The organism is Actinoplanes sp. NPDC049681, assembly GCF_044465265.1.
GTDB lineage: Bacteria > Actinomycetota > Actinomycetes > Mycobacteriales > Micromonosporaceae > Actinoplanes.
The window spans coordinates 235,802-262,697 of sequence record NZ_JBITLP010000008.1; the positions used below are offsets into that span (position 1 = coordinate 235,802).

The 26,896-nt window shown below is 72.4% G+C and carries 27 protein-coding genes and 1 riboswitch; of the genes, 10 read left to right on the forward strand and 17 right to left on the reverse strand.

What is annotated here, in order from left to right; all coding sequences use genetic code 11:
- Positions 1-33: 33 nt before the first annotated feature.
- Positions 34-1,272, reverse strand: coding sequence for a type VII secretion-associated serine protease mycosin (gene mycP, locus ACIBO8_RS28735; RefSeq protein ID WP_396118460.1), 1,239 nt, complete (start codon positions 1,270-1,272; stop codon positions 34-36).
- A gap of 161 nt (positions 1,273-1,433) precedes the next feature.
- Positions 1,434-1,505, forward strand: a riboswitch (cobalamin riboswitch).
- Between the two features lie 60 nt (positions 1,506-1,565).
- Between mycP and ACIBO8_RS28740 the strand changes: the two genes are divergently transcribed.
- The 3 genes from ACIBO8_RS28740 to ACIBO8_RS28750 are packed head-to-tail and all read left to right on the forward strand — an operon-like array spanning position 1,566 to position 3,102.
- Positions 1,566-1,769, forward strand: a complete 204-nt coding sequence (locus ACIBO8_RS28740; protein WP_396118461.1) for a CbtB domain-containing protein — start codon at positions 1,566-1,568, stop codon at positions 1,767-1,769.
- Positions 1,760-2,554, forward strand: a complete 795-nt coding sequence (locus ACIBO8_RS28745) for a CbtA family protein (RefSeq protein WP_396118462.1) — start codon at positions 1,760-1,762, stop codon at positions 2,552-2,554. The genes ACIBO8_RS28740 and ACIBO8_RS28745 overlap by 10 nt, the downstream gene beginning before the upstream one ends.
- Positions 2,551-3,102, forward strand: coding sequence for a histidine phosphatase family protein (locus ACIBO8_RS28750; RefSeq protein ID WP_396118463.1), 552 nt, complete (start codon positions 2,551-2,553; stop codon positions 3,100-3,102). Before ACIBO8_RS28745 ends, ACIBO8_RS28750 begins: the two co-directional genes overlap by 4 nt.
- A 7-nt stretch (positions 3,103-3,109) precedes the next feature.
- Here the strand turns inward: ACIBO8_RS28750 and ACIBO8_RS28755 are convergent, their stop codons facing one another.
- Positions 3,110-4,102, reverse strand: a complete 993-nt coding sequence (locus ACIBO8_RS28755) for a phosphotransferase (protein WP_396118464.1) — start codon at positions 4,100-4,102, stop codon at positions 3,110-3,112.
- A 67-nt stretch (positions 4,103-4,169) separates the two neighbouring features.
- Here ACIBO8_RS28755 and ACIBO8_RS28760 point away from each other — a divergent pair, with 67 nt between their 5' ends.
- Positions 4,170-5,339 carry a serine/threonine protein kinase gene (locus ACIBO8_RS28760; RefSeq protein WP_396118465.1) on the forward strand — a complete coding sequence of 390 codons (1,170 nt, stop codon included), beginning with the start codon at positions 4,170-4,172 and terminating at the stop codon, positions 5,337-5,339.
- Between the two features lie 360 nt (positions 5,340-5,699).
- Complete coding sequence (locus ACIBO8_RS28765) at positions 5,700-6,038, forward strand: RNA polymerase-binding protein RbpA (RefSeq protein ID WP_015622005.1); 339 nt, start codon at positions 5,700-5,702, stop codon at positions 6,036-6,038.
- 57 nt (positions 6,039-6,095) lie between these two features.
- Here ACIBO8_RS28765 and ACIBO8_RS28770 read toward each other — a convergent pair whose 3' ends face one another.
- The 9 genes from ACIBO8_RS28770 to ACIBO8_RS28810 all read right to left on the reverse strand — a co-directional run bounded on the left by ACIBO8_RS28770 (position 6,096) and on the right by ACIBO8_RS28810 (position 16,124).
- Positions 6,096-6,626, reverse strand: coding sequence for an FxsA family protein (locus ACIBO8_RS28770; protein WP_396118466.1), 531 nt, complete (start codon positions 6,624-6,626; stop codon positions 6,096-6,098).
- A gap of 53 nt (positions 6,627-6,679) precedes the next feature.
- On the reverse strand, positions 6,680-7,489 hold the full coding sequence (locus ACIBO8_RS28775; RefSeq protein ID WP_396118467.1) for a polyprenol monophosphomannose synthase: 810 nt from the start codon (positions 7,487-7,489) through the stop codon (positions 6,680-6,682).
- Entirely contained in the window at positions 7,486-9,105 is a 1,620-nt protein-coding gene (gene lnt / locus ACIBO8_RS28780) for an apolipoprotein N-acyltransferase (RefSeq protein ID WP_396118716.1), read from the reverse strand. Before lnt ends, ACIBO8_RS28775 begins: the two co-directional genes overlap by 4 nt.
- Before the next feature lie 481 nt (positions 9,106-9,586).
- A complete protein-coding gene (locus tag ACIBO8_RS28785) occupies positions 9,587-10,852 on the reverse strand; it encodes a glutamate mutase L (RefSeq protein WP_396118468.1) in 1,266 nt (421 codons plus the stop codon).
- Entirely contained in the window at positions 10,849-11,214 is a 366-nt protein-coding gene (locus ACIBO8_RS28790; RefSeq protein WP_366152008.1) for a hotdog domain-containing protein, read from the reverse strand. The genes ACIBO8_RS28785 and ACIBO8_RS28790 overlap by 4 nt, the downstream gene beginning before the upstream one ends.
- Entirely contained in the window at positions 11,211-11,984 is a 774-nt protein-coding gene (locus ACIBO8_RS28795) for an OAM dimerization domain-containing protein (RefSeq protein WP_396118469.1), read from the reverse strand. Before ACIBO8_RS28795 ends, ACIBO8_RS28790 begins: the two co-directional genes overlap by 4 nt.
- The gene (locus ACIBO8_RS28800; RefSeq protein WP_396118470.1) at positions 11,981-13,534 is read right to left on the reverse strand and encodes a lysine 5,6-aminomutase subunit alpha; all 1,554 of its coding nucleotides are present in this window, start codon (positions 13,532-13,534) and stop codon (positions 11,981-11,983) included. The genes ACIBO8_RS28795 and ACIBO8_RS28800 overlap by 4 nt, the downstream gene beginning before the upstream one ends.
- Before the next feature lie 2 nt (positions 13,535-13,536).
- Positions 13,537-15,078: an amidohydrolase gene (locus ACIBO8_RS28805; RefSeq protein WP_396118471.1), complete on the reverse strand. Its 1,542-nt coding sequence runs from the start codon at positions 15,076-15,078 to the stop codon at positions 13,537-13,539.
- A 5-nt stretch (positions 15,079-15,083) separates the two neighbouring features.
- Positions 15,084-16,124, reverse strand: coding sequence for an L-erythro-3,5-diaminohexanoate dehydrogenase (locus ACIBO8_RS28810; RefSeq protein WP_396118717.1), 1,041 nt, complete (start codon positions 16,122-16,124; stop codon positions 15,084-15,086).
- Between the two features lie 131 nt (positions 16,125-16,255).
- Between ACIBO8_RS28810 and ACIBO8_RS28815 the strand changes: the two genes are divergently transcribed.
- The gene (locus tag ACIBO8_RS28815; RefSeq protein ID WP_396118472.1) at positions 16,256-17,629 is read left to right on the forward strand and encodes a KamA family radical SAM protein; all 1,374 of its coding nucleotides are present in this window, start codon (positions 16,256-16,258) and stop codon (positions 17,627-17,629) included.
- A 48-nt stretch (positions 17,630-17,677) separates the two neighbouring features.
- On the opposite strand, the gene ACIBO8_RS28820 is transcribed toward ACIBO8_RS28815, so the two are convergent.
- The gene (locus tag ACIBO8_RS28820; protein ID WP_396118718.1) at positions 17,678-17,869 is read right to left on the reverse strand and encodes a CsbD family protein; all 192 of its coding nucleotides are present in this window, start codon (positions 17,867-17,869) and stop codon (positions 17,678-17,680) included.
- A 153-nt stretch (positions 17,870-18,022) separates the two neighbouring features.
- Between ACIBO8_RS28820 and ACIBO8_RS28825 the strand changes: the two genes are divergently transcribed.
- A complete protein-coding gene (locus tag ACIBO8_RS28825; protein ID WP_396118473.1) occupies positions 18,023-18,748 on the forward strand; it encodes a class I SAM-dependent methyltransferase in 726 nt (241 codons plus the stop codon).
- A gap of 1 nt (position 18,749) precedes the next feature.
- Here the strand turns inward: ACIBO8_RS28825 and ACIBO8_RS28830 are convergent, their stop codons facing one another.
- Positions 18,750-18,917 carry a hypothetical protein gene (locus ACIBO8_RS28830; RefSeq protein WP_396118474.1) on the reverse strand — a complete coding sequence of 56 codons (168 nt, stop codon included), beginning with the start codon at positions 18,915-18,917 and terminating at the stop codon, positions 18,750-18,752.
- Positions 18,918-19,113: 196 nt separating this feature from the next.
- On the opposite strand from ACIBO8_RS28830, the gene ACIBO8_RS28835 reads away from it, so the two are divergent.
- Together ACIBO8_RS28835 and ACIBO8_RS28840 are read left to right on the forward strand one after the other, a co-directional pair.
- A complete protein-coding gene (locus ACIBO8_RS28835; RefSeq protein ID WP_396118475.1) occupies positions 19,114-19,560 on the forward strand; it encodes a hypothetical protein in 447 nt (148 codons plus the stop codon).
- A 32-nt stretch (positions 19,561-19,592) separates the two neighbouring features.
- Positions 19,593-19,841, forward strand: coding sequence for a three-helix bundle dimerization domain-containing protein (locus ACIBO8_RS28840; protein ID WP_396118476.1), 249 nt, complete (start codon positions 19,593-19,595; stop codon positions 19,839-19,841).
- A 29-nt stretch (positions 19,842-19,870) separates the two neighbouring features.
- On the opposite strand, the gene ACIBO8_RS28845 is transcribed toward ACIBO8_RS28840, so the two are convergent.
- The 3 genes from ACIBO8_RS28845 to ACIBO8_RS28855 form a co-directional block, all read right to left on the reverse strand.
- A complete protein-coding gene (locus ACIBO8_RS28845) occupies positions 19,871-20,323 on the reverse strand; it encodes an Lrp/AsnC family transcriptional regulator (protein WP_396118477.1) in 453 nt (150 codons plus the stop codon).
- Between the two features lie 81 nt (positions 20,324-20,404).
- The gene (locus ACIBO8_RS28850; protein ID WP_396118478.1) at positions 20,405-21,547 is read right to left on the reverse strand and encodes an acyl-CoA dehydrogenase family protein; all 1,143 of its coding nucleotides are present in this window, start codon (positions 21,545-21,547) and stop codon (positions 20,405-20,407) included.
- Between the two features lie 60 nt (positions 21,548-21,607).
- Positions 21,608-22,519 (reverse strand): 5'-3' exonuclease H3TH domain-containing protein, encoded by a 912-nt coding sequence (locus ACIBO8_RS28855; RefSeq protein WP_396118479.1) that lies wholly within the window; start codon positions 22,517-22,519, stop codon positions 21,608-21,610.
- A gap of 88 nt (positions 22,520-22,607) precedes the next feature.
- Here ACIBO8_RS28855 and ACIBO8_RS28860 point away from each other — a divergent pair, with 88 nt between their 5' ends.
- A complete protein-coding gene (locus ACIBO8_RS28860) occupies positions 22,608-23,297 on the forward strand; it encodes a DUF1775 domain-containing protein (RefSeq protein WP_396118480.1) in 690 nt (229 codons plus the stop codon).
- A 7-nt stretch (positions 23,298-23,304) separates the two neighbouring features.
- On the opposite strand, the gene metH is transcribed toward ACIBO8_RS28860, so the two are convergent.
- On the reverse strand, positions 23,305-26,856 hold the full coding sequence (gene metH / locus ACIBO8_RS28865; RefSeq protein WP_396118481.1) for a methionine synthase: 3,552 nt from the start codon (positions 26,854-26,856) through the stop codon (positions 23,305-23,307).
- Positions 26,857-26,896 lie beyond the last annotated feature (40 nt).

The window sequence follows — 26,896 nt, forward strand, 5'->3', positions numbered from 1 at the left end:
AGCACCCCTTGACAGGCCCGGGGGTGCAGTGCCTCAGGCGTCCACGGTGTCGGCCGGGCCGGCGGGCTGCCAGCCCCGGCGGCGGCCGCGGCGGACCGCTCCCGCCAGCACCGCGACCAGCATGACGATGCCGGCGCCCACCCCCGCCACGAGCAGCGACCTGTCCTGGGCCTGCGCCCGCCGGGCGGCCAGTGCTGCCGCCGCCGGGTCCTCGGTGTGCAGCACCGCCGGCGCCGGGGACGGAGGCGTCTCGGGCCCGAGCGTTTCGGTCAGCGCCCGGTACGGGTTGACCACCCCGTAGCCGTACTCGTCGCTGTTGGCGCCGCCGGGGGCCGGGTCGGCGGTGGCGAGCAGGCGCCGGGCGACCTGGGCCGGGGTCAGGGACGGGAAACGTTGTCTGATGAGCGCGGCCGTCGCCGACACGAACGGGGTCGCGTAGCTGGTGCCGTCGCCGGAGGTGTGGCCGGAGTGGCGCGCGGCGAAGGTCACGCCGACGCCCGGGGCCACCACGTCCACGTACCGGCCGTGCTGGGAGAAGGTGCCGCGGACGCCGTTGACGTCGATGGCGCCCACGCCGATCACGCCGGGGTAGTCGGCCGGGTACGGCGTGGGGTTCTTGTCGGTGGCGCTGCCGTGGTTGCCGACCGCGGCCACGATCACCACGCCGCGGTCGATCGCGCGGGCGACGGCGGCGCGGACCAGCTCGCTGTCGTCCGTCATGACCAGCGACATGTTGATGACGTCGGCGTTGCCGCCGCTCGGGCTGGACGCCCAGTCGATGGCCTTGGCGAACGTCGCGGGGCTGGTCGGCTCGCTCTGCTCGGACTGGCCGCCGGGGGTGTCGGTCTGCTCGCTGACGCGCACCGGCACGATCGTCGCGCGTGGGGCGAGGCCGCGCATGCCGGCCTTCCGGCTCGGGGAGGCCGCGATGATGCTGGCCACCGCGGTGCCGTGGCCCACGCAGTCCTGGCGCCCGTCGGGGTTGCCGTGCAGGAAGTCACGGCCGGCGTCGACCTGCCCGCTCAGCTGCGGATGGGAGGCATCGACGCCGGAGTCGATGACGGCGACGCGCACGCCCTTGCCGCTCGCGAACGGGCGGAGCCGCTCCGGGTCGAACATCTGCGTCTCGTACGGCGTGGCCTTGCTGACCGTGGCCACGCCCGGGGGCCGGCACTGGTGGACCTTCGCCTGTGCCGGTGCGGCAGGCAGCAGTGTGACGGTCAGCGCAGCGACGGCGAGCGCCGCCCGCCCGGCCCGTGTCCCGATGTGCATGCTCACCCCCGATCGGACTGGATGCTACCCAGCTGGCGGGCCGGACGGAGACCCGCGGCCGGACGGTGAGCAGATCGTCATGATTCGGTCCGGGCGGGGGCGCGATTGACCGGCTCACCGGCGCGCCGCTAGGTTGTGGGGACCATCTGCGGCGTCGTGAGGGAAACCGGTGGAATTCCGGTGCGGTCGCGCCACTGTGAACGGATCCGTCCCGGGTTCGTGAGTCAGGACGCTCACGCGTCGCAGGCCTGTCGATCCGGGACGCGTCATCCCGCAAGGAGGTCTGATCCGTTATGTCCAAGGTCCAGACGGCCCAGCCGCTCAGCCCGACCACCGTCTCCCCCCGCGTGCTGTGGGCGTCGGCCGGTGTCGTGGCGGCCCTGCTCATGCTCGCCTACCTGGTGGCCTTCGACCAGGGCGCGGTCTCGCAGAGCGGCATGTTCCTGCACGAACTCATGCACGACGGCCGGCACCTGCTGGGCGTCCCGTGCCACTGACGCCGGCGCACTCCACCCCCACCTACGGGGCGCTGCTGCTGCGCGGCCTGCTCGCCGGTCTCATCGCCGGACTGCTCGCCGGCGTGTTCGCCTACACGGTCGGCGAGCCGAAGGTCGATGCCGCGATCGCCATCGAGGAGGCCGCCGCCGCGCACGACCATCCCGGCGAAGCGGCCGGCGACCATCACGACGACGAGGAACTGGTGTCCCGCACCGGCCAGAAGGGCGGCCTGTTCCTGGCCACGGCCCTGTACGGCGTCGCGATGGGCGGCCTGCTCGCCACCGCGTACACGTTGCTGCGTCGCCGGCTGCGCACCGCGCACGACTCCCGGGCCGCGCTCGGGCTGGCCGCGGCGGCGTTGCTGGGGCTGGTGCTCGTGCCGTTCGTGAAGTATCCGCCCAACCCGCCGGCGGTCGGGGATCCGTCCACGATCAATCAGCGCACGATCAGCTATGTGTCGATCGTCGTGATCGGACTGGTGGCGGTCTGGGCCGGCGTGCTCGCCTTCCGGTCGGTTCGCGCGGGTGCCCCGGAGTGGGTGCGCGCGGCCGCCGGCCTCGCGGGCTTCCTGGTGGTCGTGGTCGTCGGATACGTGCTGCTGCCCACCGTGGACGAGGTGCCGGCGACGTTCCCGCCGAGCCTGCTCTGGAACTTCCGGATCAGCTCGCTGGGCACTCAGGTGACGTTGTGGACGGCGCTCGGCCTGGCGTTCACGGCGCTGCTGTCCCGGCTCACCCGCGGCGCGGCCGCGCCGCAGGAGCAGTCGGAGGCCGTGCCGGTGTGAGTGGCCTGCGGCTGCTCGCCTGCGCGCCGACGGCAGCCCTGCGGGGCGGACGCTTCGGTGGCGACGACGACATCGACGAGGGTGGCCGGCGAGCCGCCCTCGCCATGTCCCCGCCCGGCCGCGGCGACCTGTGGGTGTGCGCGCCGTCGCGCGCCGCCCGCGAGACCGCGCAGGCGCTGGGTCACTCGGCGATCGCGGAGCCGCAGCTGGGCGATCCGGACTTCGGCCGCTGGGACGGGATGAGCCTGGACGAGGTCGCCGCCGCCGACGGCAAGGGGCTCGAGCAGTGGCTCACCGACCCGCAGTCCGCGCCGCACGGCGGCGAGTCGCTCGCCCGGGTCCGGCAGCGGACCGGCTCCTGGCTGGACGCGATGGCCCGCCAGCGGGTCGTGGTGGTCGCCCACCCGATCGTCGTACGGGCGGCGCTGGTGCACGCCCTCGGACTGCCGGACGAGGCGGTGTGGAACCTGGACGTGGCGCCGCTGTCGCTGACCCGGCTCACCTACCGGTCCGGCCAGTGGCGCCTGCATTTCCCGGCCGCACCCTGAGAAGCACCTAACCGAACACCTCCCGCGCCCACCGGGTCACCACCTCCAGCACGGGCGCCCGCCCGGCGAACACCGCAGCGGCGTCGCGCGTGTCGTACGCACCCTTGCGCGGGGTCTGCGCCGCCGTCATCACCATCCGCGGCGCCAGCCAGGAGTACTTCGCCGCCCCGGTCACCTTGACGGCCCGCGTGATCGTCGCCGCGTCCACCGCCCCGCCGAGCCCGCGCCGGTAGCCGTCGCCGATCGCCGCCAGCACCTCGTCGAGCAGCGAGATGTCGATGAGCCCGTCGAAGAAACTGTCCAGCGCCAGGTTCGCCACGTCCTCCCCGATGGCGCCGGGTCCGGTGAACGCCCAGTCGAGCAGCACCGGCCCGGACGCGCCGAGGATCAGGTTCATCGGCCAGAGGTCGTGGTGGCACAGCGTGCGCGGCAGCCGGTCGGCCTCGGCCAGCAGCTGCGCCCGCCGTTCCCACAGGGTTTGCAGGTCCTCGCGCAGCCGCGGGGACCACGCCCGCGCGACGGTCGGATGGTCCCAGTCGAGGTCGTCGCCCACCGGCTGGGCGCCGGTGTAATCGCGCAGCCAGTCGCGGGCCAGCCACGGTTCGGCCGGTGGCCGCCCCAGCCAGCGGGCCTGGCCCACCCCCATCCGGTACGCGACGTCGCCCAGGTCCGCACTGCCGCACGCGGTGCCGGGCGTTCCCGCGACGTCCTGCAGCCACAGCCCCACGGAACCGTCGGGGCGTTCCTCCGTGGCGAGCAGCTGCGGCGCGGACAGGCCGGCGTCGGCGAACGCGGTGCCGGCCAGCCCGCTGCGGTACGCGAGAAGCTCCCGCCGCCAATAGTTCCAGTGGCCGGGGTCGTGCGAGGCCTGGAAGTGTGCCGCCGCCCCGGCACGCCCCGGCGTCAGGACCTTCAGCACCGCGCTGCCGTCGTTGCGGTGCACCCGCCAGATACCGCCGGTGACTCCGTTGACGGTGTTGTGCAGCAACTCCTCAGGCACGACTGAGCACCGTACCGCGGCGCGGTTACCCGGTGCCGGCCCGCGCCGGCGTTAAGGTCTGACCGCGATGGCAGAACACGACGTTTCCCCCGTACCGCGGCAGACGGTCGACGCCGGCGAGCCGGTGTCCGAGACGCGCCCGTGCGCGCACTGCGGCCGCCCGGTGCCGCAGCGCTCGTCGGCGGGCCGCCCGTTCCGGTACTGCCGGGACAACGACGGCGAGTGCCAGCGGGCCTCGCGCAACGTGCGGATGCGGCACCGCTCGTCGCCCGGCCTGGCCGGGCAGGTGGCCCGCACCTGGGAGGTCGTGGACCGGCTCGACCAGCTGGTGGGCACGCTGAGCGAGGCGCTGCACGCCGAGATGTCGCCGGCCGGGGTCGAGCGTCAGGTCGCCGAGGTCCGCGCCGAGACCTCCCGCCAGATCGCCGCCGCGCACACCGAACGCGACGATGCACGCCGCGACGCCGACCGGGCCGCCGACGCGGCCGCGAGCGCGGTGCAGGAGGCCGTCGTCGCCCGCGCCGAGCGTGACGACGCCCTGCAGGCGGCGCAGCGGGCGCACCAGCTGGCGGAGTCGGCGGCGGCCGAGTCACGCCAGGCCGTGGCCGCCCGCGACCAGGCGCAGGCGGCGGCCAGTGCGGCGGCCGCCCTGCAGATGCAGGCGGAGGCGGACCGCGACGCTGCCCGGCGGGAGACCGACGCGGCGCGGCGCGAGCGTGACGAGGCCGTCCGGGAGACCGATATGGTACGCCGGGAGCTCGCCGACGCCCGCCACGAGGCCGCCACCCGCGCCCGTGACCTCGACCAGGCCCTGGCGGAGCTGGCGGCCGCGCGTGCCGACCGCGACACGGCGCAACGCGAGCGCGACGAGGCCCGCGCCGAGCGCGACACCGCCACGGCGGCTGCCGAAACCGCGCGCGGGCAGGCGCAGCGCGACGCCGAGCAGGCCGCCCAGGCGCGGGCTGAGGCGGCCCAGGCGGCCGAGGAGACGGAGTCGTTGCGGCGTACCGTGGCTCAGGTCCGGACGGACGCCGAGCGCGACCGCGCGGCGCTGGCCCGGGTGACCGGCGAACTCGCGGCCGTGCGGGAGGCCGCCGAGCGCGACGCGGGCGAGGCGCGCACCCGGCTGCAGGCCGCCCGCTCGGACGCGGACGCCGCGCACGACCGGGTGGCGCAGCTCTCGGCTCAGGTCAGCGATCTGGCGTCGGCGCTGGCCGCCCTGGGCGCCGGCCGGTGAGGACGGCGAAACGGGCGCCCTCGGGCCTTGGGCGGTATTCTGAGGGGGCCGGTGGCCGACACCCAGCCCGTGGATGACCAGTCTGTGGATGACCAGTCTGTGGATGACCAGCCCGTGGATTGACAGCCCGGGACTATCCGCCCGAGTGACCGACATCGCACTATCCGTAGATCACGCAATATCCCGTAAAGTGGACCAAGGTCCACTTCAGGACGGGGCTGAGTCGGCCGATAGGGGACCCTGCCGGTTACGCTCGGAGCGTTAACACCGTCGACATACGGCCGTCGCCGAGGAATCGCGCGACCGTCCGTTTCGTTACACCAACGGCAAGTAGCACCACGAGCGAGGGGAAAGCCGATCATGGGCGAACGCATGCTGCGCGGCAGCCGACTTGGCGCAGTCAGCTACGAGTCCGACCGCAACACGGAGCTGGCGCCCCGGCAGACCCGCGAGTACCTGTGCGTGAAGGGTCACCAGTTCGAGGTGCCGTTCGCCGTCGACGCCGAGGTGCCGATCACCTGGGAATGCAAGTTCGACGGCAGCGTCGCGCGACTGGTCGACGGCAACGAGCCGGAGCAGAAGAAGGCGAAGCCGCCGCGTACCCACTGGGACATGCTGCTCGAGCGGCGGTCGATCTCGGAGCTGGAGGACATCCTCAACGAACGGCTCCAGGAGGTTCGCACCCGCCGCGGCCGCTGACCCGCAGCAACCCGATCGCCGTTCCGCCCGTCAGGGCGGGACGGCGATTTGCTGCGCTCAGCGGACGATCTCACCCTCGACGACCTCGCCGGAGACGACCGGCCCCGGGGTGACCTCGGCGACCGGCGCGGCCGGCGCCGGGGCGGGCTCGCCGACCGGGTCGGACATGCGCACCCGTACGCGCCGCGGGCCGAACAGGTCACCGGCGACCGCCGCGGACAGCCGGCGCTCGGCGAAGCGTTCCACCGCGCGCCGGGCCAGCGGGCGGACCGGCGGCACGATCAGCAGCAGCCCGGCGACGCCGGAGACGAAACCGGGCAGGGCGAGCAGCAGCGCGCCGAGCAGGCCGACGAGCGAGTTGCTGACCTGGTGGCCGGGCGGGCGCCCGGCCTCGGCGGCGGAACGGAACGAGCGCCAGCCGCGGATGCCCTCACGGCGCAGCAGCGCCAGCCCGGCGATGCTGGACAGGCCGACGAGCAGCACCGCCCAGAGCGCGCCCAGCGCGTGCGCGACCGCGGCGAACACCGCGATCTCGGCGACGGCGAGCAGCAGCAGTCCCAGCGGAAGCAGAGCCAGGCTTCGACGCATGTTTGTCACCCTTCCGCGTGTACCGGCCCGTCCAGCATGACGCGGCTACGCGATCACGGCCAGGTCGACGGCTGCCGCGGCTTGCGGCCGAGCTTGTTCAGCAGGGCGTCCTTGCGGGCGGAGGCGCCCCACACGGTGACCCTGAGCAGCTGTTCCTTGAAGATGTTGCCGCTCATCTTGCTGACGCCGTGTTCGCGCTCGGTGAACGTGATCGGCACCTCGACCATCCGGAAACCGTGCCGGTACGTGCGCCAGGCCAGCTCGACCTGGAACGAGTAGCCCTGCGACGCCACCGTCGACACGTCGATCGCGTCGAGGACCGGCATCCTGTACGCCCGGTAGCCGCCGGTCGCGTCCTTGAACGGCATGCCCAGCGCCATGCGGATGTAGATGTTGCCGCCGCGGCTGAGCAGCAGCCGGTGCAGCGGCCAGTTGTGCACGCTGCCGCCGGGGATGTAGCGGGTGCCCAGCACGGCGTCGGCCTCGCGCAGCGCGTCGAGCAGCTTCGGCAGTTCCTCGGGGGCGTGCGAACCGTCCGCGTCCATCTCCACGACCGCGTCGTAGCCCTTGTCCTTGGCCCACGCGAACCCGGCGACGTACGCCGCCCCGAGGCCTTCCTTGCCGGCCCGGTGCAGCACGAACACGTGGTCGTCGGCGGCGGAGATCTCGTCGGCGATGGCGCCGGTGCCGTCCGGGGAGTTGTCGTCGGCCACGAGGATGTCCACCGCCGGCACGGCGCGGCGTACCCGGTCGGTGATCAGCCGGACGTTGTCCGCCTCGTTGTAGGTCGGGATGACCACGAGCACACGGCCGATGCCCGGATATCCCTCCGAGCCCGCTGCCGTCGGGTTCGTGTCGCTCACCGTACCTCCGTCTTTCCCTCTGCCACGGTGTCGCCGCCGGTCCTGCGGCGCCGCCGCAGCGGTGCCGCGCCGGCCAGGGCCAGCAGGACCAGGGCGACCGCCGCGAGCTCCGGCCACTGTCCCAAACGAGTGGCCAGCGTACGCGGTCCACCGACGTGCATGTCATGCAGGATCACGGCGTCCACATTGAAGCCGGTGGCGGAATACACCCGGCCGTCGGTGCCGACGAACGCGGACACCCCCACCGTCGATGCCATCAGCGCCTCGCGTCCGTGCTCGACGGCACGCAGCCGCACCATCGCCAGCTGCTGGCGCGCCTCGGCCTCGTTGAAGGTCGCGTTGTTCGTCTGCACGGCCAGGATCTGCGCTCCGCCGGTCACAGTGTCGCGCACGATGCCGTCGTACGCGACCTCGAAGCAGATGACGTCGCCGACGGTCGTGGCCGGGGTGCGCACCACGCCGGGGGTGGTGCCGGCGACCATGTTCTGCACCAGGTCCACCTTGTCGGACACCACGCGCGCGATCGGGCGCAGCGGCATGTACTCGGCGAACGGGACGGGATGCCGTTTCACGTACGCCTGGTCCACGTCGGGGCCGGTGACCGGCATCCACAGGATCCCGGCGTTGCGGATCTCCCCCGGCACGTCGCCGCGCAGCACCGCGCCGACCAGGATCGGCACGCCGATGGCATCGGCCGCGGCGGCGATCTGCTGCGCCGCGTCCTGGTTGCGCAGCGGATCGATGTCGCTGGAATTCTCCGGCCAGATCACCAGCTCCGGGCGCGGCTTGCGGCCCAGGCGCACCTCCTCGGCCAGCCGCTGCGTGGCGTGCACGTGGTTGAGCAGCACCGCCGCGCGCTGGGCGTTGAAGTCCAGCCCGAGGCGGGGCACGTTGCCCTGCACCACCGCGACCGTACGGATCTGCCCGGCCGGCGCGGCCGTCGGCACGAACGCCGGACCGGCCACCAGCGCCGCCAGCACCACCGCGAACCCGGCCGCCGGCGGCCACGTGCGCGGCCGCCAGCTGCGCCACGCCAGCGCTGCCAGGGCCCCACCGGCCGCCGCGACGGCGAACGTCACCAGCGGGGCGCCGCCGAGCACCGCCAGCCGCAGCGCCGGCGCGTCGTCCTGAGCGAACGCCAGCCTGCCCCACGGGAATCCCCCGAACGGCGCCCGGTCGCGCAGCGCCTCCTGGCCGACCCACAGCAGCCCGATCAGCAGCGGCCACGCCGCGCGTACCCGGTCGGCCAGCGGCGACAGCCACGCCGTCGCCATTCCCAGCAGCGCCAGGTAGCCGGCCTGGGCGGACGACAGCAGCATCCAGGGCAGCCAGCCGGCGGCGATGCGGGTCCAGTCCAGCAGCGGCACGAACAGCACCAGCCCGGCGATCATGCCGACGCCGAGGCCGGCGCGCAGCCGCCGCCGGTGCGCGGCCGCGGTCAGCAATGCCACCGACACGGGGGCCAGCCACCACAGACCGTAGGGCGGGAAGGACACCAGCAGCCCGGCGCCGGCGGCGAACGCCAGCACGACCGACACCCACAGCGGCAGCGGCCGGGGCCCGCGCGGCAGGGCCGCGTCGGCGGCCGTCGGGGCCGGTGTCGGCTGAAGCGTCAACAAATTCACCCGCGGAAGGCTACCTGGCAGGGATCACGAAACTATCGCGCCGGGAAGGGCGGGTCAGGACGTGCAGCAGGGAAATCGGAGCGTGGCCCGCAGACCACGCTCCGATTGCTCCCAGAGATCCGTTCCCGGGCCGGTACGCCGAACGATGTCGCGCGACCTTCGGACCGACCCGCCGCAGGCTGGCTGCCCGCGTCGTGCCGTTGTCTACTGGCCGTGCTCCATCCCCGACCCGCACCGGAAGGGCGCGACAGGTCCGCGCCGCCCCGCCGACCCCCACCCCCTGGACCTGGCGTACGCGCGACGTTCGGGTCTCGGCGCGTGGCCAGTGAGCGAAGGAACGAAGCGAACAACAGCCGCTTCCCGGAAAAGGACCCGTCGACGGTACGTCGCACCCCCGGCGCCTTGTCAACCGCGTCCCGCACACGTGGGCGTGTCGCATTCCTCGGCGTGTCCCCCACCCGGCGGACGCCCGTCACAGACTGTTGACCAGAGCCGCGGCGGCCGCCGGGTGATCATCGGCGAGCAGTCCCGCGGCGGCCAGCACGTACTCGGTGTCGACGGCCCGGCGCACCTGCCGCGGCGCCGCCCAGCCACCGGCCGTGTCACTCAGAACCGCGTCGAGGACCTCCGCGCCGCCGCCGTGGCGCAGCACCCCGCCGGAGCCGACCACCAGCCGCACGTCGCGCAGGTCACGGCCGCCGGTGCGGGGCAGTCCGGGCCCCGGCGAGTGGCCGCGCGCGTGCCGGCGCAGCGCGATCATCGCCGCCGTCGAGGCGAGCGCCCGGTCCGTCACCACGTCGTACGGCCGGCCGCCCGAGATGTCCGGCTCGGGGAGTTTCTCCGTCGCCGCGGCGGCGACCACACCCGCGGAGCCCACCCCGACCCCCAGGTCACCCTCGACGGTGCGCGAGCGCCACAGCGTCCCGGCCACGTCGCGCTGCGGGCCGTGTTCCATCTCCCCGTCGGGCAGCAACGCCGAGTACACGTCCGTCGTCGCGCCGCCCACGTCGACGACCAGCACCCCGGCGGCGGTCTCGTCGGCCAGCAGCGACACCCCGGCCAGCACCGCGTCCGGGGTCGCGCACCGCACCAGCGACGCGAACCGCCGGCCCTTCGACAGCTTCTTGCCGCCGATGACGTGCCGCAGGAACATCTCCCGGATCGCCGAGCGCGCCGGGCCCGGATCCAGCACCCCGATGCGCGGCAGCACGTTACCGGTCACGGTCACTTGCACGCCCCGGTCGGTCAGCACCCGCGCCGCGTCCGGCCGGGCGTCCGCGTTGCCCGCCACCACCACCGGCACCCGCATCCGCGACGTCGCCAGCCGGCCCGCGTTGTGCCGCAGCGTCGCCTCGTCACCGCCGTCGGTGCCGCCGACGAGCAGGATCACATCCGGACGCGCCGCCCGCAGCGCCGCCACCGCCCGCCCGTCCAGCAGGCCCGACGCCACGTGCACCACCTGCGCCCCCGCCGACAGGCCCACCCGGTGCCCGGCCTCGGCCGTGACCAGCGACTCGTAGCCGACGACCGCCAGGCGCAGCCCGCCGCCGGCCGACGAGCACACGTACAGCTCATCGCCGCCCCCGGCCACCTCGACCGCCTCGTCGAGACCGGTCAGCACGTCCGTGCCCGACGTCGTCGGCACCTCCGCGCGCCCCAGCACCCGGCCGGTGCCCAGATCGACCCGCAGCGCCTTGGTGTACGTGGATCCGACGTCGACGCAGACGGCCGTGCTCAAGACTTCGGCGGCACGACCACCGTGCCCGTAGCGGTCACCGCCACGATGGGTTCGTCCAGAACGGAAGCCGCCGAACCGCCCGTGCCGCGGCACACCACCGTCGACGTGAACTCGATCTTCCGCGACCGGGTGCCCATCTTGACCACCGTCGCGGTCACCTCGAGCACGTCACCGGCCTGCACCGGCGCCTTGAACTGCACGTCGTCGTACGAGGCGAACAACCCCTCGTCACCGTCCAGCTGGATGCACACCTCGGTCGCCACGTCCCCGAACAGGCCCAGCGAGTACGCCCCGTCGACCAGGTTCCCCGCGTAGTGCGCGTGCGCGTACGGCACGTAACGGCGATGCTTCACAGTGATCATGAGATGGCCTTCAGTCCGTTTTTGGGTGGTGGCGGGGGGGTTGGACGGGCGACAAGCGCGTGGACGAGGTACGAGGCGACCTCCCGGGGCGTCGTACCCCGGGAGAAGATCCGGTCGACGCCGAGCTCCCCGGCCATCAACTCGTCGAAGCGCGGCCCGCCCACGATCAGCAGCGGCCGCTTGCCCTCCGGCAACGCCTCCCGGAACGCCGCCGACATCGCCCGCGTGTTCAGCAGATGCGCGTCGCGCTGGGTCACCACCTGAGACACCAGCACCGCGTCGGCCTTCTGCGCCTTCGCCGTCTCCACCAGATCCGGCACCGACACCTGCGCGCCCATGTTCGTCACGGACAGCTCCCGGTACGACTCCAGGCCCTTCTCCCCCGCGATGCCCTTGAGGTTCAGGATCGCGTCGATGCCGACCGTGTGCGCGTCCGTACCGATGCACGCCCCGACGACGTTGAGCCGCCGCCGCAGCTTGCGCTTGATGACCGCGTTGATCTCCTTGGCACCCAGCAGCGGGAAGTCCCGCTCGACGATCTGCACCTTGTCGGTGTCGACCAGGTGGTTGACCTTGCCGTAGACGACGAAGAACGTGAACCCCTCGCCCATCGGCTTGGCGTGCACCAGCATCGCCGGGTCCATGCCCATCTTGTTCGCCAGCTGGATCGCGGCGCCCTCGGCGCGCTTGTCGTGCACCAGCGGCAGCGTGAACGACACCTGCACCATGCCGTCACCCGTGGTGTCCCCGTAGGGCCGGACGATGCTCATGACTCCAGGGCCTCCGTCACCGGGTTGTAGTAGCCGGGCTCGTGCTTCGCGACGCCGTCGAGGCCCTTGCCCCGGTCCGCGGGCCGCTTCATGATCCCGAACGTGCCGTCGGCGATCGCGTTGAGCATCCCGTCGTCGACGACCCGCTCCAGCAGCTCCACCGCCTCACCGAGCACCGCGTGCGCCCGCTGCTGGATGAACCCGCCCGGCGCCGGCACGAAGTCCTCGTGCAGGTTCCCGGCGCCGTTGAGCACGTACCGCACGTTCTGCAGGGCGATGTCACGGTCGGACAGCCACGGCGTCACCACCGCCTCGGTCATCATCCCCACCAGCAGGATCCCCTGCCCGGTCAGCGCACCCACCAGGTTGAAGAAGCCGTCCAGCAGGTTGCCGCGGAACACGTCACCGGTCATGTGCTTGGTCGGCGGCATCCACTTCAGCGGGGCGTCAGGGAACAGCTCCCGCGCCAGCAGCGCGTGCGCCAGCTCCAAGCGGAACGACTCCGGCAGCTCCGGATTGATCTCGAACGCGTGCCCGAGGCCCAGCTGCCAGTCCGCCAGCCCCGCCTCGTGCGCGAAGAACTCGTTCAGCAGCTGCGACACCGTCACCGTGTGCGCCGCCTCGACCGCATCCGCCGTCGTCAGGTAGTTGTCCTCACCGGTGTTGATGATGATCCCGGCCCGCGCGTGCACCTGCCGCGAGAACCGCTGATCCACGAACGTGCGGATCGGGTTGATGTCGCGGAACAGGATCCCGTACATCGAGTCGTTGAGCATCATGTCGAGCCGCTCCAGGCCCGCCAGCGCCGCGATCTCCGGCATGCACAGACCCGAGGCGTAGTTCGTCAGCCGCACGTAGCGGCCCAGCTCCTTCGACGTCTCGTCCAGCGCCGCCCGCATCAGCCGGAAGTTCTCCTGCGTCGCGTACGTACCGGCGAAACCCTCCCGGGTCGCACCCTCCGGCACGTAGTCCAGCAGCGACTGCCCGGTCGAGCGGATCACCGCGATCACGTCCGCGCCGGCTCGCGCCGCCGCCTGCGCCTGCGGGATGTCCTCGTAGATGTCACCGGTCGCCACGATCAGATAGATCCACGGCCGCCGCGGCGCGTCACCCCACCGCTTGATCAGCCGCTCCCGCTCGGCCCGGCGCTTGTCCACCACCTTCAGGCCCGCGTTGGTCGCCCGCCGCGCCGCCCGCCGGGCCGCCGTCACCTCGGCCTTCTTCTCCGGTACGGCGAACCGCACGGCACCCGCCGCCGCCTTCTGCGCCAGCACCGTCACATCGTCCAGACCCTCGGCCGCGAGGGCGTGGAACACCGGCACCGCCACCCCGTGACCCAGCCCGACGTCCGCGCGCACCGCGTCCACCAGCCGGTTCACCCACGGGATCCCGTCGGAGTCCGCACCACGCACCCCTGCCAGGCGCAGCACCGCCCGCTCCACCGACACGGTCGTGTGCGACCGCGCCAGGTCGACGACCGGCTGCCCCGCCCGTGCGGCGAGCTCCCTCGCCCGCCGCACGACCTCCGGGTCCAGACCCAGCTTCCGCACTGTCACTCCTCGTAGATGGTCTCGCCGGACAACACCGTCCGGCGGCACACCGGCCGCGCCGGCACCTCTCCCTCGACCCCCGGCAGCAACGCCGGCAGCCCCCCGTCCAGACCCGCCGGCGTGTCCCACACCGCGAACGTCGCCTGCGCCCCCGGCGCCAGCACCCCCGCGTCGTCCACGCCCGCGGCCCGCCAGCCACCGCGGGTCGACGCACCGAACGCCGCCCGCACACTCATCCGGTACACCGGATTGCGCGGCGCCGCCGCCGCGACCACCGCCGCCCACGGATCCAGCGGCGTCACCGGCGAATCCGATCCGAACGCCAGCGTCACCCCCGTCGCGTACATCGCCCCGATCGGGTTCGACGCCAAGGCCCGTTCCACACCCAGCCGCTGCGCGTACATCCGGTCGGTGCCACCCCAGAGTGCGTCGAACACCGGCTGCACGCTGGCGACCACGCCGAACTCGACCATCCGGGCGATCATCGGCTTGTCCGCCAGCTCCACGTGCTCGATGCGGTGCCGGCCCTCGCGCACCCGGTCCACGCCGACCTCCTTCGCCGCGATCGCGAAGCCCTCCAGCACGCTCTCGATCGCCGCGTCCCCGATCGCGTGGAACCCACCCTGCACACCCAGCTCGATGCACTCCAGCAGATGCGCCCCGGCCTGCTCCGCCGACACGAACGCCTCACCGCACCCCGCACCGTCCGCGTACGGGCTGCGCACCGACGCCGTCCGCGAACCCAGCGCCCCGTCCGCGTACAGGTCACCGGCCGCACCCACCGCGCCCAGATCCTTCGCCCGCTGCGCGCCGCCCAGCTCACCCCAGTAGCCGAACACCCGCGGCAGGCCCCGGCCCGACAACGCCAGCACCGACGCGAAATCCTGCTCGCTCGACGTGCCCGGACCGGCGCACTCGTGCACCGCCGCCACCCCGCGCGACGCCGCCAGCCGCAACGCCGAGCGCTGCGCGGCCTCCCGCTGCGCCGCCGTCAACGAGCCCAGCGCCACCGCCCGCACCGCATGATGGGCCTGCTCGCGCACCCAGCCCGACGCCGCGAAGCCCGACACCCCCTCGATGCCGGGACACGCCGCCAGCAACGACCGCGACGCCAGCGCCGAATGCACCGACGCCTGCGACAGGTACACCCGCCGGCCGCCGGCCACCCGCTCCAGCTCATCGGCGTCCGGCGGGGTCTGCTCCACCCACGTCGACTCGTCCCACCCGTGCCCGTGCACCACCGCGTCCGGCGCGCGCCCACCGGCGAACGCCGCCACCGCCGCCAGCAGCTCCGGCGCCGAGCGCACACCCGACAGGTCCAGCCCGTCCGCGGCCAGCCCCGTGTCGGTGGCATGCAGGTGCGCGTCCACGAACGCCGGCGTCACCAGGCCGCCGCCCAGGTCCACCACGGCATCGGCCGCCGGCGCATCCGCCGCCGCACCGAGCCACGCGATCCGGCCGTCACGCACCAGCATCGCCGTGGCCCTCGGATCCGCCGCCGAATAGAACCGGCCCTGGGTGTAGAGCACCGTTGGGGAAGTCATGACCGTCAGTGTGCCGAAACCCGCGCCTCGAACAACGCCCGCACCGCAGGAGTGCGCCGCACCACATCGAGCGCGAACTCCGCGTGGCCCGGCACGTACCCGTTGCCCACCAGCATCGTCACGTCCGCCGCCAGGCCTTCGGCGCCCAGCGCGGCCGCCGAGAAACTCGTCGCCATCGAGAAGAAGATCACCGTGCCGCCGTCGGCCGTCGACAGGATCGCCCCGTGCTCACAGCCCGGCACGTCCACGCACACCACCGTCACCGTCGCCGGCACACCCAGCGCCTCCACCACCGCCGACGACACCGCCACCGGATCCCGCGCGTCGGCCACCGCGACGTGGTCGGCCAGGCCCGCCGCCGTCAGGGACTCCCGCTCGGCGTCCGACACCACCACACCGACGGTACGGGCACCCGCCAGCCGCGCCGCCGTCAACGCCAGCGACCCGCTCTTACCGGCACCACCCAGCACCGCCACCGACACCGGTACGCCCGAATCCGCGTAACCCCGCACCACCCGGTCCGTCAACGCCGGCGCCCCGCACACGTCGAACACGGCCAGCGCCAGCTCCGGCGCCAGATCGTCCGGCAGCACCGCCACCACCGACCGGCCGAACAGAATCGCATGCCCGGACGCCGGCACCTGCTCGCCGAGACCGTCCCAGCGCTCCAGACCGTCGTCGATCACCAGCGGCGTCAGCGTCAGCGACACCAGCGTCGCGACCCGGTCACCGGCCTTGAGCGGCAACGGCGACTCCGGGCCCACCTCGTCCACGACGCCGATCAGCATCCCGCCCGACCCGGTGACCGGGTTGTGCATCTTGCCGCGCGTCCGCACGATCTCCAGCACCTCGGCCCGCACCGCAGCGCCGTCACCGTCATGTTTGCCGGCCAGCTGCCGATAACTGGCTGCGTCCAGGTTCAACCGCTCCACCCGGATGCGCACCTCGTCCGGCCCGATCTCCGGACGCGCGTCCAGCTTCCACGCCGCCTGCGGCAGCACACCTGCCGGCTCCACGACCCGAGACAGCCCCACCGCGAACGCCATACCCACCATCCTCACGAGAAACAAGCTGCCAGATCGCCGGTACACCGTAAATCCTCCGGGCCGACGGTTTCTAGACCGGAGATTCTCCAGTATCGTCGACTCTGATCACACCCCGACCCCAGGAGGCACCGTTGCCGCAGCTGGATGCGACCCCGGACACCACTGCCGGCCAGCCGTACGAATACCGGCGTCGCCCCCTCGTCGAGCCCGACTGGACCCGCTTCCCCGGCTGGCGCGACATCACCACCGCCCAGTGGGAATCCGCCCAGTGGCAGCGCGTCAACTGCGTCAAGAACATCAAGCAACTGCGCGCCGTCATGGGCGACCTGCTCGACGAGGCGTTCTACGCCGACCTCGAAACCGACATGCAGCGCCTCGCCACCATGTCGATGCTCATCCCGCCGCAGATGCTCAACACCATGGTGCCGGACCGCACCCCGGACACGGAGTCGTTCTACGCAGACCCGATCCGGCGCTACATGCTCCCGGTCGCGAGCGACCGCCACCTCGACTGGCCGTCGCACCCGCACGCCACCCGCGACAGCCTCCACGAGCACGACATGTGGGTCGCCGAAGGCCTCACCCACCGCTACCCCACCAAGGTCCTCGCCGAGCTGCTCAGCACCTGCCCGCAGTACTGCGGCCACTGCACCCGCATGGACCTCGTCGGCAACAGCACCCCCGCCGTCGACAAGCTCAAGCTCACCCTCAAGCCCGTCGACCGCTACGACGCCCACCTGGCCTACCTCAAGGCCCACCCCGGCGTCCGCGACGTGGTCGTCTCCGGCGGCGACGTCGCCAACGTGCCCTGGAAGCAGCTCGAGACGTACCTGATGGGCCTGCTGTCCGTGCCCACCGTGCGCGACATCCGCCTCGCCACCAAGGCCCTCATGGGCCTGCCCCAGCACTGGCTGCAGCCCGACGTCGTCGAGGGCCTGCACCGCGTCGCCATCACCGCCGAACGCCGCGGCGTCAACCTCGCGGTCCACACCCACGTCAACCACGTCAACTCGCTGACGCCGATCGTCGCCCGCGCCGCCCGCACCCTCATCGAGGTCGGCGTCCGCGACGTCCGCAACCAGGGCGTGCTCATGCGCGGCGTCAACGCCACCAGCACCGACCTGCTCGACCTCTGCTTCGGGCTGCAGGGCGAGGCCGGCATCCTGCCGTACTACTTCTACATGTGCGACATGATCCCCAACGCCGAGCACTGGCGCGTCCCCGTCTGGTACGCCCAGCAGCTGCAGCACGACATCATGGGCTACCTGCCCGGCTACGCCACCCCGCGCATCGTCTGCGACGTCCCCTTCGTCGGCAAGCGCTGGGTGCACATGGTCAACGAGTACGACCGCGAGCACGGCATCTCGTACTGGACCAAGAACTACCGCACCTCCATCGAGGCCGAGGACCCCGAGGCGCTCAACAAGCTGTACGCGTACTACGACCCGATCGACACGCTGCCCGAGTCCGGCCAGGACTGGTGGCGCAAGCAGATCGCCGAGTAACGAGAAAGGGCCCCGGGCGAGATCCCGGGGCCCTTTTCGTTGTACGGCTCAGCTGAACGCGTCGCGCACGTCGCGGCCGGCGTCCTTGACGTGCTCGCCCGCCTGCTTCGCGTGCGCGGAAGTCTCCTGCGCCTGGCCCTCCGCGATGAGCCGCTCGTTGTCCGTGGCGTCGCCGATGCCCTGCTTCGCCTTGCCGGCCAGCTCTTCGGCCTTGTTCTTGGCCTTGTCCGTGAAGCTCATCATCAACCTCTCATCGACTCGAACCCTTTTTGTTCTTGTCGGTGAATGCAGTGCCCGAAGGGCTCCTCATTGAAACCGTGCGCCCGGTGCCCGGGCGCACACCGCGTAGAGCATCCTAGGATCCTGAGATATATCCGGTGACAGGATGGACGCATGATCGACCGTGCCGCGCAAGCCGGCTCCTTCGGATCCGCCGCCGCCACCTACGAACGCGGCCGGCCCGGATATCCGGCCGAGGCGCTCGACTGGCTCCTGCCACCAGGCGAACCCCGGGTGGTCGACCTCGGCGCCGGCACGGGCAAGCTCACCCGGCAGATCGCCGCCCGCGGACTGCCCGTCACCGCCGTCGACCCCTCCGAGGGCATGCTCACCGAGCTCCGGCGGGCCCTCCCGGACGTACCGGCACACGTGGGCACCGCCGAGGCCCTGCCGCTGCCCGACCGCAGCGCCGACGCCGTCGTCTGCGCCCAGGCGTGGCACTGGGTCGACGTCGCCCGTGCCGTACCCGAAGCGGCCCGGGTCCTCTCCCCCGGCGGCCGCATCGGCCTCATCTGGAACCTGCGCGACGAGACCAGCGACTGGGTCCGGTGCCTCGGCGAGCTCATGCACTCCCCCGAGGAGCACCGGAACATCGACGTGGGGCCGCCGTTCGGGCCGGTCGAGCACCGCCTCTTCCGCTGGACCCACCGGCTCGGCCCCGACCAGCTGCTCGACCTCGTGGCCTCCCGCAGTTACGTGATCCTGCTGCCCGCCGGCGAACGTCAGGCGCTGCTCGACCGGGTACGCGACCTCACCGAGGCCCATCCCGACCTGGCCGGCCGGGACGTCTTCGAGCTTCCGTACGTCACCGAGTGCGCCCGGGCGTTCCTGCCGGGCTGACTCAGGCCGTCCAGCCGCGGCGGACGTGCCACTGGTCGTCGTCGCCGTTCGTCGGATCGTCCACCGCATGCTGCACCGGCTGCAGCGGGGTCATCTCCTCCGGGGTGATCCGCGGCGGCAGCCGCCGGTAGTCGTCACGGGTCTTCTCCGCCGCCTCGTCCTTCTCCATGGCGCTCAGGCTAGACCTGCCGCACACCCTCTCGGGCATCCTAGGATGAAGAGTGTCCGACCGGCGTCTCGTCCCTGGCAGACGGCACCCCGGTAATGCCGCCGCAATAGTTACGTCTCAATTGCCGCATACGCTGCCCGCATTCTGACGATGTGCAACCGGTCCAACACAGCGCGTACGGGTCGAGGTGGCAGACATGCACGGCGAGGTCCTTTCCATCCTGGACACCCACCTGGCCGAACTGCAGGCAATCCGGCGGGAGCTCGCCGCGGCGCGGCCGACCGGGCTCGGCCAGCGGCGGCAGATCGCCGCGGAGGCCGCGGAGGCCGCACGGCGGTGCGCCGGACGGCTCGAGCTCGTCCTGGACGGCCCGGCCAAAGAGCAGCCGGACATCGCCTGCCGAGGGTTGGTCCCGGACGGCCCGGCCAAGAAGCAGCCGGACATCGCCCGCCGCGGGGTGATCCAGGACGGTCCGGCCACGGAGCAGCGGGGCGCCGGTCGGCTCGGAGCCGTACGGGACGGGCGGCCCGAGGAGCAGCGGGCCGGCCGCGGGCGCCCGTCCCGGCTCCGGCACCGCGACGGGCGCCGCCCGGCCACGTCCGTGGTCGCACGTTCCGGTGACGGGCCCCTACCGTGTGATTGACCGGGGTTCTCCGCGTCCGGTTACGTGGACGCATGGATGCGGAGGCCACATCGGATCCCGACGCCCGCGGCCGGGTCACCGAGGCGTTGCGCCTGCGGTGGCCCGACCTGCCCGCCGCGGTCATCTCCCACCATGTCGCGGAGGCCTTCTCGGCGTTCGAGGACGCGGCCGTACGCGACTTCCTGCCGGTCCTGGTCGAGCGCGAGGTGCACCGCCGGCTCTCCGCCGCCGGGCGAATCCCCTCGGCGCGCTCCGGAGACGACGAGGTGCCCGGGGGCTGACACCCTCTTCGGCGTCCTAGGAGGCTAGTTCAGTCGGTGGAGGCGATGCGGGGCGGGCGGTTCTCGTACGGCGTGCTCAGCACTACCGTCGTGCGGGTGGTGACGTTGGCCGCCGTACGGATCTCCTGCAGGAGCCGTTCGAGGTCCGCCGGGCTGGCCACCCGTACCAGAAGCATGTAGAAGTCCTCCCCCGCCACCGAGTAGCAGGAGTCGATCTCGGACAGGTGGGCCAGCCGGTCCGGCGCGTCGTCGGGCTGCGACGGGTCGAACGGGCGGATCGCCACGAAGGCGGTCAGCGGCAGCTGGAGGGCCTCGTAGGAGACCTTGGCCGTATAGCCGTTGATCACGCCACGCTGCTCGAGGCGGCGGACACGCTGGTGCACGGCGGACACGCTGAGGCCCACGCGCTCGGCGAGGTCCGTGTAGGACAGCCGGCCATCCGCGGTCAGGGCGCCCACGATCGCCCGATCGATCTCTTCCACCGCGTCAAGATACCGGTCGCGCCGGGGCCGTAACGAACCCGTTTCCACCCTGGTGCCGGAAACGTCATGCCGGCGGCGGACTCAGTCGCGGGTCAGGGCACGCGAGATGACGAGCCGCTGGATCTGATTGGTGCCCTCGACGATCTGCAGCACCTTCGCCTCCCGGAACCAGCGCTCCACCGGGTGGTCGCTGACGTACCCGGCCCCGCCCAGCACCTGCACCGCGTCCGTCGTCACCTTCATCGCGACGTCGGTGGCGAACAGCTTGGCCTTGGCGGCCTCCGTCGAGTACGGCCGGCCCGCGTCCTTGAGCCGCGCCGCCGACAGCATCAGCGCCCGCGCCGCCGAGATCTGGGTCGCCATGTCGGCCAGCATGAACCCCAGCCCCTGGAAGGCCGAGATGGGCTTGCCGAACTGCGTGCGTTCCTTCGCGTACGCGCAGGCGTAGTCCAGGGCCGCCTGGGCCAGACCGACCGCGCACGCCGCGATGCCGAGGCGGCCCGCGTCCAGGGCCTGCATCGCGATCCGGAAGCCGATCCCCTCCTCGCCCACCAGCCGGTCCGCCGGGACCCGCGCCTCCTCGAGGACGATCTGCGCCGGCGCCGACGAGCGCAGGCCCATCGTGCGCTCCGGGGTCTGAGGCAGCAGGCCCGGGGTGTCGGCGTCGGCGAGCAGGCACGAGATGCCGGCCGGGCCGGGACCGCCGGTGCGGCAGAAGACGTTGTAGAAGTCGGCGTGCCCCGCGTGCGTGATCCATGCCTTGGTGCCGGTGACCACATAGTCGTCGGCGTCGCGCACGGCGCGGGTGGTCAGTGCCGCCGCGTCGCTGCCACCCTGGGGCTCGGACAGGCAGTACGCGCCGAGCAGGTCGCCGCCGAGCATGTCGGGCAGGCTCTTGCGCTGGCGCTCGGTGCCGTACGCCGCCACCGGGAAGCACGCCAGGGTGTGCACGCTGACCGCCTCGCCGATGGCCAGCCAGGACGACGCGAGGATCTCGAGCACCTGCAGGTAGACCTCGTACGGCTGCCCGCTCCCGCCGTCCGCCTCCGGGTACGGCAGGCCGAGCAGGCCGGCGCGCCCGATGGTCCGGAGCACCTCCCGGGGGAACTCGCCCTGCTGCTCATGGCGGGTGACCTGGGGGGCGAGCTCGCCCTCCGCGATCTCCCGGGTGAGCCCGAGCAACTCGTACGCCTCTTCGGTGGGAAGGATCCGTTCGACCGTCACGCCCCGAGCTTAACGGCCGTTAGGTTCTGGCGTCATCTTCGCCTCGCCGACGAGCCCCTGTCAGGAAAAAGATGCCAGGGCGTCGACCAGGCGGCGCGCCGATCCCGCGAGGTTCCACCGCTCGGCGAGGGCCAGCAGCGCGTCGGCGTCCTTCGGCGCCCGGGGCAGCTCCGGATCGAACTCCGGCAGCGGTACGTCCAGCGCCACCCGGCACACCGGCAGCGCCGCAGCCAGGTATTCCTTGGCCGCGGCGAGCTTGGTGCGCACGCCCGGCGCGAAGCCCGAGGCCGGGTCGTCGAGGGCCGCGACGATCTGCTCGACGCCCCCGTAGCGGGCGATCAGGCGGGCCGCCGTCTTCTCCCCCACGCCGGGCACGCCCGGCAGGCCGTCGCTCGGGTCACCGCGCATCGCCGCGAAGTCCGCGTACCACCGGGCCGGGACGCCGTACTTGACCTGGACCACCGCCTCGTCGCTGTCCTCCAGCTTCGCCACGCCGCGACCGCAGTAGAGCAGGCGGGTGCCGCGGACGTCGTCGACGAGCTGGAACAGGTCCCGGTCGCCGGAGACCACCTCGACCGGGGCCGGCTGGGTCGCCGCCAGCGTGCCCAGCACGTCGTCGGCCTCGTAGCCCCCGACGCCGAACGCCGGGATGCCGACGGCCTCGAGCACCTGCAGCAGCACCGGAATCTGCTTCTCCAGCGCCGCGGGAACCTCCTCGACATCGCCGTGCGCCACCCGGTGCTTCTTGTACGACGGCACGAGCGCGACCCGCCACGCAGGCCGCCAATCGGCGTCCAGGGCGCACACCAGGCGTCCCGGGCGGCGGGTGCGGATCAGCTGGGACAGCATGTCCATGAAGCCACGGACCGCGTTCACCGGCTCGCCCGCGTCCGTCCGGGCGGCGGACTCGGGGATGCCGTGGAACGCGCGGAAGTACAGGCTCGGTGCGTCGACGGCCAGCAGAGGTCGCATGGCGAAACCCTAGTGGGTTCCCGGGAACTTTCCGGCGCCGGCGTGCGACTGTAGGCCCGGCAGTCCTACTCGACGAAGGTGGTTCGGCGTGCGTAACGGGTTCCGGTTGGCGACGGTCAGTGTCCTCGCGGGAATGGGGGTGCTCGCCCTGGCCGGCACGGCAGCCGCGCACGTCGAGGTCAGTGCCGACAAGAAGCAGGCCGGGGCGAGCGACGTGACGCTCACCTTCGCCGGCGAGGCGGAGAGCACCACGGCCGGCATCAAGAGCGAGCGCGTGGTGCTGCCCGAGGGCATCGCCCCCGAGGCCGTCACGCTGGTCAAGGCCCCGGCCGGATGGACGTTCACGCGTACGGACGACGGTTTCACCGTGGGCGGCAAGGCACTCAAGGTAGGCACCGACGCGGAGTGGAAGGTGAAGGTCGCCAAGCTGCCCGACGGCGAGACGCGGCTGTCCTTCAAGACGCTGGAGACGTACGGCGACGGGAAGATCTCGCGCTGGATCGAGATCCAGGAGGAGGGCGAGGAGGAGCCGGAGAACCCGGCCCCCCTCATCACGCTCCAGCCGGGCCCGAAGCCGTCGGCGACGACGTCGGCCGCGGCGAGCGCACCCGCCAGCGCCCCGGCCAGCGCGGCCACCGACAGCCCGGCTCCCGTCGTGCAGAACCAGCTCACGTCCGAGGACTCCGGCGGCTCCAGCACCTGGTGGATCTGGGTCCTGATCGCCGCGCTCGTCGTGGCCGGCGGCACCGTCTTCCTGGCACGGCGCCGCCGCGGCTGAACCGGCGTCAGCCGATCTCGTACGCGAGGTTCGGGCGCAGCCAGCGCTCGACCTCCTCGACCGCGAGACCCCGCCGGGCGGCGTAGTCCGCGATCTGGTCCTTGCCGAGCCGGCCCACCGTGAAATAGCGGGACCGCGGGTGGGCGAAGATCAGGCCGCTGACCGCCGCCGCCGGGGTCATCGCGTACGACTCCGTCAGGCCGATGCCGAGCTCCTGGGCGCCGAGCAGCTCGAAGAGGTCCTTCTTCTCGCTGTGGTCGGGGCTGGCCGGGTAGCCCAGCGCCGGGCGGATGCCGCGGAAGCGCTCGGCGTGCAGGTCCTCGAGCTGGGGATCGGCGTCCGGCTCGAACCACTCCCGGCGCGCCTGCAGGTGCAGGTGCTCCGCGAAGGCCTCGGCGAGGCGGTCGGCCAGCGCCTTGACCATGATCGCCCGGTAGTCGTCGTGCTCGGCCTCGTAGCGGGCGGCGAGCTCCTCGGCACCGTGGATCGCGACGACGAAGCCACCGAGGTGGTCGCCCTCCGGCGCGATGTAGTCGGCGAGGCAGCGGTTGGCGCGGCCCTCGGGCTTCTCCGTCTGCTGGCGCAGCATCGGGAAGCGGACGCCGTGCTCCAGCACGATGTCGTCACCCTCGGCGTGGGCCGGCCAGAACGCGTACGCCCCGCGCGCCCGGAACGAGCCGTCAGCGATGATCTTGTCGAGCATGGCGTTGGCGTCGTCGTAGAGCTCGCGGGCGACCGGCTGCTCGAGGATCGCCGGGAACTTGCCCTTGAGCTCCCAGGCGAGGAAGAGGAACTGCCAGTCGATCATCTCGCGGAGCTCCGCGATCGCCGGCTCGACCGTGCGCACGCCGGTGAAGGACGGCGTCGGCAGATCGGCGAAGTCGACGACCTCGCGGTTGGCGCGGGCCTGCTCCACGGTCAGCAGGGGCTGGCTGTGCCGGCTCGCGTGCTGCACGCGCAGCCGCTCCTGCTCGGCGCGGTTGGCCTCGTCGAGCGTCTTGGCGCGGCCCGGGTCGAGCAGGTCGGAGACCACGCCGACCACCCGCGAGGCGTCCAGGACGTGCACGGTGGGGCCCTCGTACGCCGGGGCGATCCGCACCGCCGTGTGCTGCCGTGACGTGGTCGCGCCGCCGATGAGCAGCGGCAGGGTGAGCCCGCGGCGCTGCATCTCGGCGCCGACGGCGACCATCTCGTCCAGCGACGGGGTGATCAGGCCGGAGAGGCCGACCGCGTCCGCGCCCTCGGCGACCGCGGTGTCGAGGATCTTCGCGGCCGGCACCATCACGCCCAGGTCGATGACCTCGTAGTTGTTGCAGCCCAGGACCACGCCGACGATGTTCTTGCCGATGTCGTGCACGTCGCCCTTGACGGTGGCGAGCACGACCTTGCCCTGGCCGCGCCCGGAGGCCTTCTCCTTCTCCATGAACGGCTCGAGGTAGGCCACCGAGCGCTTCATGACGCGGGCGCTCTTGACCACCTGCGGCAGGAACATCTTGCCGGAGCCGAAGAGGTCGCCGACCACCTTCATGCCGTCCATCAGCGGGCCTTCGATGACGTCGAGGGGACGGTCGAGCAGCTGCCGGGCCTCCTCGGTGTCCTGCTCGACGAAGTCGACGATGCCGTGGATCAGGGCGTACTGCAGGCGCTCGGAGACCGGCGCCTCCCGCCAGGACAGGTCGACGGTCCGCTTGGTGCCGGAGCCGGTGACCGTCGAGGCGAAGGTGACGAGCCGGTCGGTGGCGTCCTCCCGGCGGTCGAAGATAACGTCCTCGACCAGCTCCAGGAGGTCGGCTGGGATGTCCTGGTAGACGGCGAGCTGACCGGCGTTGACGATGCCCATGTCGAGCCCGGCGCGGACGGCGTGGAACAGGAACGCCGAGTGCATGGCCTCGCGGACCACGTCGTTGCCGCGGAACGCGAAGGACAAGTTGGAGATGCCGCCGCTGGTGCGGGCTCCGGGGCAGCGCTCCTTGATCAGCGGAAGCGCGTCGATGAAAGCCTTCGCGTAGCCGTTGTGCTCCGCGATGCCGGTCGCCACCGCGAGCACGTTGGGGTCGAAGATGATGTCCTCGGGCGCGAACCCCGCCTGCTGCACGAGCAGGTCGTACGCCCGGCCGCAGATCTCGACCTTGCGGGCGGTGGTGTCCGCCTGGCCCTGCTCGTCGAAGGCCATGACGACCACGCCGGCCCCGTAGTCGCGGACCTTGCGCGCCTGGGCCAGGAAGGGCTCCTCGCCCTCCTTGAGGCTGATCGAGTTGACCACGCCCTTGCCCTGCACGCACTTGAGGCCGGCCTCGAGCACGCTCCACTTCGAACTGTCGATCATCACCGGGATCCGGGCCACCTCGGGCTCGGTCGCGATGAGGTTGAGGAACGTGGTCATCGCCCGCTCACTGTCGAGCAGGTCGGCGTCCATATTGACGTCGAGGAGGTTGGCGCCGCCGCGCACCTGCTCGAGGGCGACGTCCACGGCGGCCTGGTAGTCGTCGGCCTCGATGAGGCGGCGGAACTTGGCCGAGCCGGTGACGTTGGTGCGCTCGCCGATCATGACGAAGCCGGTGTCCGGGCCGATCGCGAACGGCTCGAGGCCGCTGAACCGGGTGGTGCGCGCGGGCTCGGCGACCGTACGCGGGGTGCTGCCCCGCACCACGCGGGCGATCTCCGCGATGTGCGCCGGGGAGGTGCCGCAGCAGCCGCCGACGATGTTGACCAGGCCCTCGCCGGCGAACTCGCTGATCAGTGCCGCGGTCTCGGCCGGGGTCTGGTCGTAGCCGCCGAACGCGTTGGGCAGTCCGGCGTTCGGGTGACAGGCGACGTACGTGCCCGCCAGCCGGGCGAGCTCGACCACGTGCGGGCGCATCTCGGCCGCGCCCAGCGAGCAGTTCACGCCGACGACCAGCGGCTCGGCACGCTCGATCGAGCGCCAGAACGCCTCCACGGTCTGCCCGGACAGGGTCCGCCCGGACAGGTCCACGATGGTCACCGAGATCCACAGCGGCAGCTGCGGCGCCACCTCGCGAGCGGCGGCGATGGCGGCCTTGGCGTTGAGCGTGTCGAAGATCGTCTCGACCAGCAGGAGGTCGACACCGCCCTCGGCGAGCGCCGAGATCTGCTCCGCGTACGCCGCCTTGACCTTGTCGAAGGTGGTCGTACGGTAGGCCGGGTCCTCGACCCGCGGGGACAGCGACAGGGTCACGTTGAGCGGGCCGACGGACCCGGCGACGAACTTGCCGCCGGCCTCGTCGGCGGCCTGCCGGGCGAGCTGGGCCCCGCGCACGTTCATCTCGCGCACCAGGCCCTCGAGCCCGTAGTCGGCCTGCGCGATGCTCGTCGCGGTGAAGGTGTTGGTCGTGGTGATGTCCGCACCCGCGGCCAGGTACTGCCGGTGGACGTCGAGGATGACGTCCGGCCGGGTCAGGTTGAGCAGGTCGGGGTCGCCGGTGACGTCCTTCGGGTGGTCCCCGGCGATGAGGTCGCCGCGGTAGTCGGCGGGGGTGAGCTTCGCGCCCTGCAGCATCGTGCCCCACGCGCCGTCGAGCACCAGGACACGCTCGGCCATGAGCGATGTGAGTGACTCGGTTGCAGACTGGGTTGTAGCA